This window comes from Microcoleus sp. Z1_B2, from assembly GCF_036700325.1.
Classification (GTDB): Bacteria; Cyanobacteriota; Cyanobacteriia; order Cyanobacteriales; family Microcoleaceae; genus Microcoleus.
This window is the reverse complement of record NZ_JAUBOQ010000038.1, coordinates 29,911-41,428: the sequence shown is the minus strand read 5'-3', so window position 1 is coordinate 41,428 and position 11,518 is coordinate 29,911. Positions and strand designations below refer to the sequence as shown.

Below are 11,518 nucleotides of genomic sequence, written 5' to 3'. Positions count from 1 at the left end.
CCGTTCATAAAGCTTATTGACAATGGTACATTTCAGTTATAACTCACATTTTGCACCCTTTTCAATAACAGGCAAGATGCCTGTTCCACAAAGAGGGAATTTTCTTGTGGAACGGGCATCTTGCCCGTTCATAAAAATCTATAAGCAGCGCGTCAAACCACTTTTCGCTTAAGTATTAATTATCAAAACAACGCCGATTTTAGAGCTTTATTTTCAATAAATCTCGAATCGACCAAGCCCACAACCAGAGTAGGTATGAAAATCGGATTTAATATCAATATAAGCTGTAGCGAATTCAAATTTTATGTTTCACGGCGAGGTGGAAAAAGCGTCAAATCCTCTCGCCTTCTCCCCTCTCTCCTTCCCCTCGTTAGCCATAACAGGCAATGTATATGGGTAGCAACTAAAAGCGGGGCTTAGTTGCTGCCGGTAAAAGTCACTAGGGGGAACTTTGACTGAGCTTCAGTCATCGGGCGCCGTCTGCCTTCCTCTTGCCAGTAGTTGATTACTTCTGTGGCTTGGTTGAGGATTTCGACGCGATCGTTATCAGCAATCCAGTGTTTGGCTTCGAGTTCGTTTTTGAGGTCTTCCCACGCATCTTTGCGTGGCCAGAAAAAGTAGGATGTCAGCGGGCTAGTTCCTTTGCCGACAACTTGGTCAACGGCGAGGGCAACATTCTCTTCTAGCCAGAGAACTTTTAAGATGAACTTGGACAAGCAAACCTCCAGGGTTCCGATCGAACTTGTTAAAAATTTCTACAATCGCTAAGCGTAGCACACTCTGTTCGATAATTGGTCATCGGCCATAAAAAGTTTTGTGGCGCGACTGCTTTTAGCGCCACTCAGGGGCTGGAAACCGATAAAATTTGGGTTCTCACCCGCCCTAGGTACAAGGATGGTTAAATTGTGAACAGAGTTATTGTAGTTTTTGACATTGATGGTGTGGTGCGGGATGTGTCGGGTTCCTATCGGCGGGCGATCGCGGATGCGGTGGAACATTTCACGGCGGGTGCTTTTCGCCCGAATTCTCTCGATATCGACTCTCTGAAGTCTGAGGGAGTGTGGAATAATGACTGGCAGGCGTCTTTCGAGTTAGTTTGCCGTTATTTTGAGGGAATTGGGCGATCGAGAAACGAACTCGCTCTCAACTATGACGAATTAGTGGCTTTTTTCCAAAGTCGCTATCGCGGGCCCGATGAGAAAAATTGGACTGGTTACATTTGCGACGAACCGCTGCTGTTAAGTCCGGCTTACCTGGAAAGTTTAACGGTTGGGGGCATTGTTTGGGGCTTTTTTAGCGGGGCGATGCGGGATGAAGCTGCTTATGTTTTGTCAGGGAAACTGAGTTTAAATTCCCCGGTGTTGGTGGCGATGGAAGATGCACCGGGAAAACCCGATCCGGCTGGACTTTTCGCGGCAATTGAACAGTTGGAAACTCTGCATGGTTTAGCAAAAAATTTGCCCGTGATTTACGCGGGAGATACTGTTGCGGATATTTACACGGTTGTGAAGGCGCGGGAAGTGCAACCAAATCGGGTTTGGCTGGGGGCTGGAATTTTGCCACCTCATGTTTTGGATGATGCTGTGCGCTGCGAGGCTTATGCTGCTGGGCTGGAAAATGCGGGTGCAGCAGCGGTTTTCAGGAATGTCGAGGAGTTGACGGCTGCGCGGATTTGGGAATTAGTTCAGTAGGCCAGTCAGTCTGTAGGCTACGCATTCCGCACCTTATTTTTTTGATAAACAATGTCTGTAGGGTGCAGCGAACCGGATATTATTGACAAACAAAGGTAATTTTGTTAAATAATTTTGCACCTTATCCTATTGACAAGTAAATGTAGTTTTGTTACATTTGTTTGTCAATTTTTGCATCTTTGAGTTGACAATATCTGCGGCGGCGGCTTAGTACAGAGTAGAGGTTAAGCTCTAGGAGAGTGCCACTATGTTAGTTTCGCGATCGACTGATAAACAACCTACGCTGGAAGAAACTCGGCAACTAGAAAAGCTCCAAGCCCAAATCGAGCGAGCTGTTGCTAACGGCAAGATATCTAAGCAAGAAATGGAAGACATCAGAAGAGCGATTTGTGCTGACGGAAAAGTTACTGTTGAAGAACTGGAACTGTACAGAATATTGGTGACAGATAGGATTGTTGCTGGAGAAGTAGAATACGATTTTTGAGAAGAGAATTCAACGGAGGGAACGGATTTTAGGGATGAATATTGAGGAAATAAGAAACCAGGAAGAAGAGTTTTAATGGTTCTTCAATAGTTTATTTACTGCTCTAAGCTGTGGAGCATTTAAACCAGTAACGAGGCTAGTAGGGTGCGTCAGCTAGAACCCTTACGCTGAAACGGAAAACCTTAGATGCTGACGCACCTTACGCAAGCCCTTTAAATGCCGAACAGCTTAGCAATCCTAAATGATTATACTCGTTACCAGGAAGAGCCTGGTAACGCAGACCCGGAGGAAGAGCCTCCCTAGTCTGGGCCGAGGCAGAGCCTCGCTTACATCGGTTCCCAGGCAGAGCTTGGGAACCAGTTAAATGGTTCTTCAAGAGTTTATTTACTGCTAGCTTAGGATGAAATTTGGCAATTTTTTGGAGCATCCCTTTTAGGAATTATACGCCACAATTATGGGATGCTCACAATTTTTCATTGGCGTTTTGAGATTATTTCAAGTGCAAGAATTTGTCTAATGCACTGACTGCAAGTGGTGGCCAGCGGCGGGTATTGGCAACCCAATCGAGGTCTTTGTAGCGGGAGTCGAGGCCGATGGCTGCTACCCAATTGCTCTCAGCTTCGCCGCGATTTCCAGCTTCCCAAAGACAGGCGCTGAGGGCGGCTCTCATGTCGGCAAATTGGGGGTATCTGCGGACGATGTTTTTCATGTTGCGAATTGCTTCTTTGGTTTGCCCGTTTTGATAAAGTGCCAGGGCGTGGTTGGCGCGGGCAAAGGCGTATTCGGGGGCTAGTTCAAAGGCTTTGCTGTAGTCGGCAATTGCTTGTTCCCATTGTCCTAAACCTGCTTCGGCGTTGCCTCGGTTGTTATAGGCGGCTGGATCTTGGGAGTCTAATTCTAGTACATGATTGTAGTCGGCGATCGCCTCTTCCCAGCGTCCTAAACCCTCTAAGGCGGTGCCGCGGTTTAGGTAGGGATCGGGGGCGTCGGGTGCTAGTTCGATCGCTCTTTCGTAGTCGGTAATAGCGGCTTGTAGTTTGTTTTGGCTGACTCTAGAATTGCCTCGGTTGCTCCAAGCTGCCGCTTGTGAGGGAAATTTTTCAATGATTTGAGTCCAAAAAGTTTCAGCGGCGGGAAATTTGCCTTCATTTGTAGCTTCAAAAGCTTTTTGAACGAGTTCTCCCAATTCCTGTTGGGGATCGGCGATATCTGTTGGTTGTACTTGTGCGGCAACGGGGGCGATATTTCCCAACCATACTAATCCGGTTACAATTAATACTGTAAAAAATGTGAAAACTGAGCGAATCATCGTTGTTGGTCGTTTAAACTTTACTAAACATATTATTAACCGAATTGGCGGGCGTTGGTTAGAAGATGTTTGAAAAGTCTGGGCGACTTAAGTCGCAGCTACAGGGACAAAACCTGCCTCCGCAGGTTCTGGATTTTGTTTCGTCGGGATAGGCGGACTTTGGTTGGGTAGTTGCGGGTTTAACTGATATCATGTCCGATCGATTGACCATAATATCCCGGCCGGCGCGGGTTTTTGAGATTGTCAATTATTGGCAGATATTGGCAGGTTTACCCGCCCCTTGCAAGCTCCAAGTAGCGCCTGAGCAGTCCATCAAAATTGATGCAACCCTTCAGGCGTTCGCGAGCTGACGGGGTGACAACCTCGTCAAAATCCCTACCTGTTGCGGATTTCGGCAAGTTGCGGTAAAAAAGATGAGGTAATTTTTGTCAACAAGCCCCATCTGTTAAATATGTTTCCTCAATTTTACCACATCCACCTGCAACACCAACTAAAAACGGACGTATACGTGACGCTTAAAATCTTGGTATATCTTTGGCAATGCCACAAACAAGTTAGTATTGAGTTGCTGGCTTCTTTGATGCCTTATCCCATTTTATTTGAGAGTCGTCCTTGCAGCATACAAAGATTTATTAAATTATCTTTCCTCGATATTAAAAACCTCTGGTTCCCTATTGTTCGATAATTTATAAAAACAAAATTTTCTCGCTCCCAGAGCCTTAAACTTACTGCTGTGATTTGGGTAGGAGTGATATTGCAGTTACTTCTGAGGGAGATACATTTAGCGGTAAATAAATTACCAAAGTTAGGAATCATTATGCCAAGTTGAGAGCAAATATCCAGCGAAAAGCCAGGAAAGGCTCGCGTTGCACTCGGCGTAGATGTCGAGAATTGTTGAAACGGTTGTCGGGCAAGGAAAAGCGCTTTCAGACTTTGGTAAATCACACTATCAGTCACCGTATCGTAACCAAGGCTAAGAACAAAAATCAAGTTGTCGCTTTGGAAGATTTGACGGGAATTAGGGAGCGCACAAATCAGCAGCCACGCTCGAAACAAGTGCGGAGACGATTCAATAACTGGGCATTCTTTCAGTTGCGCCAATTCCTAATCTACAAAGCTATAAAGCATAGCGTAAAGATTTTGTTTGGGGAGCCTAGCTAGATATACTAGCAAAATGTGCCACAAGTGCAATCATATTCACCCTGGACGGGGCGAATCTTATAGAATTGGTAAAAAGTTCGCTTGTGACCATTGTGGCTGGAAAGGTGATGCCGACTTAAACGGCAGTAAGAATATTGCTGCTATTGGGGCTTTCGTAAATAAGCCCTTATGTTCGAGATTGTTTTGCAATGTGCAAGATTATTTCAGGGCGATTGAAAGCCCACACTGTGCCTGTACTCAGGGAGCGTGCTGGGTAATTTACCAGGCCCTGCTACAATCCACTTAGTCTCCCTTTAATTTTTGCCATAGACTTCCATGAGTGAAACCGTCCTAGAAGTTCGCAACCTGCGGGTTCAATTTCAATCTGCGGACGCAGGCGATGCGTCTGCAACCGTCAAAGCGGTTGACGGCATTTCGTTTGAGGTCAAGCGAGGGCAAACTCTGGGCATCGTGGGAGAGTCGGGCTCGGGAAAATCGGTAACATCCCTGGCTGTTATGGGTTTGCTGTCGAGTTCGTCAACGAAAATCGAGGGCGAAATTTGGTTTTCTCCGACAAAAGACGGCGCTAGCAATGGGCCCCTTAATCTACTGGAAATGCCGGACAGGGAAAAACAAACATACCGGGGCAGTCAGATTGCGACGATTTTTCAAGAGCCGATGAGTTCGCTAAATCCGGTTTATACGATCGGATTCCAACTCACAGAAGCCATTTGTTTGCACCAACAGGTGTCGCAGACAGAAGCGCGACGCCAAGCTGCTTCTTTGCTGCAAGAAGTGAAGCTGCTACCGGGCGACGATGAGCTCAGGCAGCGGTGTTTGGCTTTGCGGCAAGAAGCGGTTCGGGAGGACGATCGCGATTTGATGCAGCTCGTCAACGGCCAAAAACAAGCTATGCTCGATCGCTATCCCCACGAACTATCAGGCGGTCAAATCCAGCGCGTGATGATTGCAATGGCCATTTCTTGCAATCCAACTTTATTAATTGCTGATGAACCTACCACGGCTTTGGACGTAACCGTGCAGGCAACAATCTTAGCTTTGCTGCGGGAGTTGCGGGACTCTAGAGGCATGGCAATGATTTTTATTACCCACGATTTGGGCGTCATTGCTGAAATTGGCGATACGGTGGCGGTGATGTACCGAGGCAAGATTGTTGAGTGCGGTGCGATCGAACAAATTTTCACCAATCCCCAACATCCTTACACAAAAGGTTTATTAGCTTGCCGCCCAACTCTCGATCGGCAAAGGCGCCGTTTGCCGACAGTTTCCGATTTTATGGATGTCACCACAAATGCTAGCGGCGAATTAGTAATTGTCGAGAAAAATGCCGATTTAGACGGCGACAACAGTGGGGGAAATCCCGCTTTTGCAACCGGAAAACCGCCTAGGCTGCCGCATATTTCCGGCCCTTTGCTAGCTGTTGATAACTTGCGAGTCGGTTTTCCGGTGCAGGGAATTTTTGGCGAAACTAAACGCTTGTTTATGGCGGTAAACGATATTTCTTTTGAGGTTTACCCCGGCGAGACTTTGGGTTTGGTGGGCGAGTCTGGCTGCGGCAAATCTACTTTGGCGAGGGCTTTGCTGCAATTAATTCCGATCGCCAGCGGTAAAGTGTTTTTTGAAGGTCAAGAAATTACGCCTCCTGCCAGAAGTAGTTCGGCATCGCAGTGGATGGCTAATTACCGGATGAAAAAAGAGTACGATCGCAAATTGCGGTGGCTGCGGCGCGATCTGCAAATTATTTTTCAAGATCCTTTTAGTTCTCTCGATCCGCGTCTAAGTGTTGGGGATGCGGTGATGGAACCGATGGTGATTCACCGCTTTGGTAAGAACCAGAAAGAACAGCGCGATCGCGCGGCTTATTTGTTGGATAGAGTGGGTTTAAATCCCGATTTTATGCGGCGCTACCCTCACGAGTTTTCGGGTGGACAGAGACAGCGAATTTGTATTGCTAGAGCTTTGGCTTTGAATCCTAAGTTTATTATTTGCGATGAGTCGGTTTCGGCATTAGATGTGTCGGTGCAGGCGCAAGTTTTAAATTTGCTGAAGGAGTTGCAAACAGAGTTTGGACTGACTTATATTTTTATTTCTCACGATTTGAGCGTGGTCAAGTTTATGAGCGATCGCGCGATCGTGATGAACAAAGGTAAAATCGAAGAAATTGGCACTGCTGAGCGCATTTACCGCCAACCGCAGCAAGCTTACACGCGACAACTCATAGCTTCTATTCCAGCGGGGAATTTGGAGCGAATTCGGCAACAGCAACTAGGTCGCCAAGCTGCTTGGCCCCCATCGCCTGCGGATGAATCAGAACAAAATTGATATCTAGTGTTTTAAACTCGTATCAATTACCAATTGCCCGTTACCAATTACTAATTAGCCATTGCGCGCGAACATCTCGTGCAAGGAAAAACTGCTAGGAAGATTTTTTTTTTCACAAATCAGAAGTTTATATTTATTTTAAATTCATAATTTATGCTCACATTCAACCTGTTTGAAGTTGACTAATATTCCGGGCTGTTTAACCCACAGCCAGGGCGCTAAACGCAGTATTTTTCTACATCAAACCAAGTTATTTCTACAGGCCAAAAGTGCGGTATAACAGGCTACGATAAGGCGGTAAGCAGATTCAGGCGCAGCCTAGATAATTAGGGTTTGCGTCTAGGACTAGGTAAATTAGGCCAAATGTCCAATGACTAACAACAATATATCGCGTAGTATTATAAGTAAACTCTCTCTCTGAGTCGCAAAAATTAGCAAATGCGTACCCCAGCTAAAAAGAGATTGGTGGCTACTTCCGTAAATATACTTAATTATCTCCTCGTTTTGGGTACATTTACCCAATTATTCAATATTAGAGCTCGCAAAGTAGGAAATATTTATAATATTTAAACATCTTTATTGTAATTTTTAAATCAGCACAACTCAAAGTAACTATAGAGTAAAAGAATGAAACATTCAGTTCAAGTAGGAGAATCCAAAAGCACTAAATTGGTGAAATTCCTGCAATTGTTGTGGACAAAAATTATGGCTGCAGTCACCACAATACAAAAAGCAGAATCTAGAAAGCATTCTGAAAAAAAAATCAGCGTAGCGACGATCGCCCCTGGGAGTTTATTCTCAATTTTGATAATTGTACTGCTGGTGTTAAACGGGTGGCTCGTAGCTGGCAGTGGCGATAATTTCTACCATCGCCAACTCGCCCTGGGATTTTTGGCAATAGCAAATATTGTCTTTTTGGCGGTATGGGCGGGATCAAAAGCTTCTGCTGTCGCAGCCCAAAACGATCGCCCATCCAGCGAACCCAACGGGGGCGATCGCTTTTTTAGCCTCTCGCTAGATATGCTGTGCGTCATTAGTTTTGACGGTTATATAACACTCATCAACCCAGCAGCAGAAAAAATCCTCGGCTATTCCCCAGGAGAAATGATTGGCAAACTCTTCATTGAATTCGTGCATCCAGACGATCGCGAAACTGCTTTAAAAGAAGCTGAAAGTGTTGCTACGGGGAATAATACCGTTGGGTTTGAAAATCGCTGGCGCTGTCGCAACGGTTCTTACAAGTGGATAGCCTGGACTGCTACGGGTTTCTGCGAGGAAGAATTGATCTATGGTGTCGGGCGCGACATTACCGCTCAAGAACAAGCAGAAGCAGCGCTGCAAGAAAGCCAGCGTTTTCTCGAACAAATTGCCAATGCTACTCCGAATATTCTCTATGTCTACGACGAGATCGAGCAGCGAAATGTGTACAACAACCGCGAAATCAATGTCGCGCTGGGCTATACCGTCGAAGAAGTTCAAAAAATGGGCAGCAGTCTGTTGCCTACCATTATCCACTCTGATGATTTAGCTAAATTTCCAGAATATTTGCAGCAATTGGAAACTGCTCCCGACGGCGAAGTTGGTGAGTACGAATACCGGGTGCGCGACAAAAATGGCTGTTGGCGCTGGCTAGTCAGCCGGGAAATTGTATTTAGCAGAACAGAGGAGGGAAAAATTAAGCAGCGTCTCGGTTCTGCTACGGACATTACAGAGCGAAAAATAGCAGAACAAGCTTTAGCAGAACAATTGAAACTTTCTTTATTCACAGCAGATGTGGGAATTGTTCTAACTCAAAACCAGGGTTTGCGTAGAACTTTGCAATATTGCGCCGATGCAGTTGTGCGCCATTTGGATGTTGCCTTTGCTCGGATTTGGACGTTGAATGAAGACGGAAATGTATTGCAACTGCAAGCAAGCGCGGGGATATATACTCATATTGACGGCGCTCACAGCCGCATTGCTGTCGGGGAGTTCAAGATTGGTTTAATCGCCCTGGAGCGACAACCTCACATCACTAATTCTGTGAAAGAAGATCCCCGAATCCAGGACAAAAAATGGGCGGCGCGTGAAGGAATGGTGGCTTTTGCTGGATATCCCCTAATTGTTGACAATCAGTTGCTGGGAGTAATCGCGATGTTTGCTCGCCAGGAGTTGAACGAATCAACGCTGATTGCTTTGGCGTCAAGTGCCGATACGATCGCCCTGGGAATTAAGCGCAAACAAACAGAAGAAGCTCTCGCCAGACAACAGCAAACTTTGAGGGCAATTATTGACAACGCTCCGATCTGGGTATGGCTGACAAATGCTAGCGGACGGATGTTATTAATTAACAAAACTTTCTGCGAAGATGTGGCTATACCTGAATCAAGATTTTTAGCAGCATCTCACTATTCCGAAGTTATGGGATTAGAAGCATCTGCTAACTGCATGGCATCTGACGCGCAAGCGTGGAGCCAAGATATTCCCTGTTATGCTGAAGAAGTGATGCAGCTTGCTGATGGTAAAGAACATTATTTGGAGACAATTAAAACTAAGGTCAAAGATGATTTTGGAAACACGATCGGCTTAATCGGCTTGGGTTTGGACGTTACAAAACAAAAAGAATCTCAAAGACAGTTGCAAAAGTCGGAAGCGAGATTCCGCAAATTAGCGGAGCAGGAAGCGCTGCTGAACCAGCTAGCTAGCAATATCCGCGAATCTCTAGATTTAGATACTATTTTAGCAACAACTGTGCAGCAGATTCGCGACTTGCTGCAAGTCGATCGCTGTGTGTTTATCTGGTATTTGCCCGACGCTTCGCCACCAGCTTGGGATGTCGTCCACGAAGCTAAAAATGATGACTTGGTCTCGCTTTTGGGTTATTTTCCTGCTGACATAACGGGTATGCTGCCGCGAAAAATCGCTAATTTGGAAGTTTATCAAATAGATGATGTTGCAACTGTCAGCGATCCCGTAGAACAAAAATTCTTTTTGGAGGTTGGTTGCAAGTCTGTCTTGGATTTGCCGATTAAAAGTGCGGGGGGTCTAACTGGTGTTGTTGGCTGCATTTCTTGCAGGGAGGTTCGCCAGTGGACAAAAGAGGAAGTGGAGTTAATGGAGGCAATTGGCGATCAACTAGCGATCGCGATCAGTCAATCTAAACTTTACACTCAAAGCCTCGATTCAGCCCGGATAGCGCAAGAACAAGCAGCCAAACTAGAAGTAACTCTGTGCGAACTTAAGCTTGCTCAAACCCAGCTCATTCAAGCAGAAAAAATGTCAAGTCTCGGTCAGATGGTAGCAGGAATCGCCCACGAAATCAATAACCCTGTCAGCTTTATTTTCGGCAATCTTACCTACACAGAAGAATACGCCAGAAACCTGATGAAACTGGTAGAAATGTATCGAGATGAATACCCGGAACCTTCTCCAGCGATTCAGGAGCAAATAGAAGTTTTAGAGCTGGATTTTGTGCTAGACGACTTGCCGAAAATGCTGTCTTCTATGCAGGTGGGAGCCACTCGTATTCGGGATATAGTGCGGAGTTTGCGAAATTTCTCTCGCCTCGATGAATCTGACATGAAAAAGGTTAACATTCACGAAGGAATCGACAGCACATTGATGATTTTAGAACACCGTCTGAAAGTTCATCCCAATAGCGTAGCGGGTACGGAGTACGATCGCCCAGCAATTCAAATCGTTAAAGAATACGGAAAATTGCCACGGGTGGAGTGCTACGCCGGACTATTGAATCAGGTGTTTATGAATATTATTGCTAACGCTATTGACGTTTTACAACAACCGCTCGAAAATCCGGGAATTATTCGCATTCGTACAGAGGTAGAAGGTACTCTCGCTGTGATTAGAATTTCTGATAACGGTGCAGGTATGACAGATCAAGTCAAGCAGCGGATATTTGACCCGTTCTATACTACAAAACGGGTCGGTTCGGGAACGGGGATGGGTTTAGCGATTTCCCATTCAATTATTGTCGAAAAACATAAAGGTGAAATCAAGTGTTTCTCGGTGGTGGGGAAAGGCACTGAATTTATAATCGAAATTCCGATTAAAAGGACAGAAAATTAAATTGGTTTGTAGGCAAAAATACTAAGGTGCGTCAGTTTGAAAAACCAGATTTTTTTGTACTAACCTTAAGACTGACTCACCCTACAAACGCCAACATATAAAACTTATTTTACCAGAAATTTGTCTGGTTAACAATATGAACGAGACAACTAAAATTGATATGATATTAAAAATCTAAAATCTAAAATCTAAAATCTAAAATCTCAAGACGCACTCTACAGGCTACACACAGAGAAAAGTTATTTTACCAGAAATTTGTCTGCTGCGTATTGCCCACCCTCCAACTAAAATTGATATGATATTAAAAATCTAAAATCTAAAATCTAAAATCTAAAATCTAAAATCTAAAATCTCAAGACGCACCCTACAGGCTACACACAGAGAAAAGTTATTTTACCAGAAATTTGTCTGCTGCGTATTGCCCACCCTCCAACTAAAATTGATATGATATTAAAAATCTAAAATCTAAAATCTAAAATCTAAAAT

General features: G+C 45.0%; 9 protein-coding genes. 7 read left to right on the top strand and 2 right to left on the bottom strand.

Going from position 1 to position 11,518, the window contains the following annotated elements; translation table 11 throughout:
* Nucleotides 1–416: 416 nt before the first annotated feature.
* Nucleotides 417–728: a 30S ribosomal protein PSRP-3 gene (locus tag QT984_RS21195; protein ID WP_333056906.1), complete on the bottom strand. Its 312-nt coding sequence runs from the start codon at nucleotides 726–728 to the stop codon at nucleotides 417–419.
* A 177-nt stretch (nucleotides 729–905) separates the two neighbouring features.
* Here QT984_RS21195 and QT984_RS21190 point away from each other — a divergent pair, with 177 nt between their 5' ends.
* Nucleotides 906–1,691, top strand: a complete 786-nt coding sequence (locus QT984_RS21190; protein WP_333056865.1) for a TIGR01548 family HAD-type hydrolase — start codon at nucleotides 906–908, stop codon at nucleotides 1,689–1,691.
* A 247-nt stretch (nucleotides 1,692–1,938) separates the two neighbouring features.
* Complete coding sequence (locus QT984_RS21185) at nucleotides 1,939–2,175, top strand: hypothetical protein (protein WP_333056864.1); 237 nt, start codon at nucleotides 1,939–1,941, stop codon at nucleotides 2,173–2,175.
* 490 nt (nucleotides 2,176–2,665) lie between these two features.
* On the opposite strand, the gene QT984_RS21180 is transcribed toward QT984_RS21185, so the two are convergent.
* The gene (locus tag QT984_RS21180) at nucleotides 2,666–3,484 is read right to left on the bottom strand and encodes a tetratricopeptide repeat protein (protein ID WP_333056863.1); all 819 of its coding nucleotides are present in this window, start codon (nucleotides 3,482–3,484) and stop codon (nucleotides 2,666–2,668) included.
* Between the two features lie 451 nt (nucleotides 3,485–3,935).
* On the opposite strand from QT984_RS21180, the gene QT984_RS21175 reads away from it, so the two are divergent.
* From QT984_RS21175 to QT984_RS21165, 5 genes are all read left to right on the top strand, one after another.
* Entirely contained in the window at nucleotides 3,936–4,169 is a 234-nt protein-coding gene (locus QT984_RS21175; protein WP_333274231.1) for a hypothetical protein, read from the top strand.
* A 140-nt stretch (nucleotides 4,170–4,309) separates the two neighbouring features.
* A complete protein-coding gene (locus QT984_RS29855; protein ID WP_445251911.1) occupies nucleotides 4,310–4,645 on the top strand; it encodes an IS200/IS605 family accessory protein TnpB-related protein in 336 nt (111 codons plus the stop codon).
* Entirely contained in the window at nucleotides 4,629–4,931 is a 303-nt protein-coding gene (locus QT984_RS29850) for a zinc ribbon domain-containing protein (RefSeq protein ID WP_445243046.1), read from the top strand. The genes QT984_RS29855 and QT984_RS29850 overlap by 17 nt, the downstream gene beginning before the upstream one ends.
* A gap of 29 nt (nucleotides 4,932–4,960) precedes the next feature.
* The gene (locus QT984_RS21170; protein WP_333374882.1) at nucleotides 4,961–6,967 is read left to right on the top strand and encodes an ABC transporter ATP-binding protein; all 2,007 of its coding nucleotides are present in this window, start codon (nucleotides 4,961–4,963) and stop codon (nucleotides 6,965–6,967) included.
* A gap of 627 nt (nucleotides 6,968–7,594) precedes the next feature.
* Entirely contained in the window at nucleotides 7,595–11,032 is a 3,438-nt protein-coding gene (locus QT984_RS21165; RefSeq protein WP_333056861.1) for a PAS domain S-box protein, read from the top strand.
* The last annotated feature ends 486 nt before the right edge of the window (nucleotides 11,033–11,518 follow it).

Coding starts and splice junctions, on each gene's coding strand:
- QT984_RS21180 (WP_333056863.1), bottom strand. CDS start 3,484: ATGATTCGCTCAGTTTTCACATTTTTTACAGTATTAATTGTAACCGGA.
- QT984_RS21170 (WP_333374882.1), top strand. CDS start 4,961: ATGAGTGAAACCGTCCTAGAAGTTCGCAACCTGCGGGTTCAATTTCAA.
- QT984_RS21175 (WP_333274231.1), top strand. CDS start 3,936: ATGTTTCCTCAATTTTACCACATCCACCTGCAACACCAACTAAAAACG.
- QT984_RS21165 (WP_333056861.1), top strand. CDS start 7,595: ATGAAACATTCAGTTCAAGTAGGAGAATCCAAAAGCACTAAATTGGTG.
- QT984_RS21185 (WP_333056864.1), top strand. CDS start 1,939: ATGTTAGTTTCGCGATCGACTGATAAACAACCTACGCTGGAAGAAACT.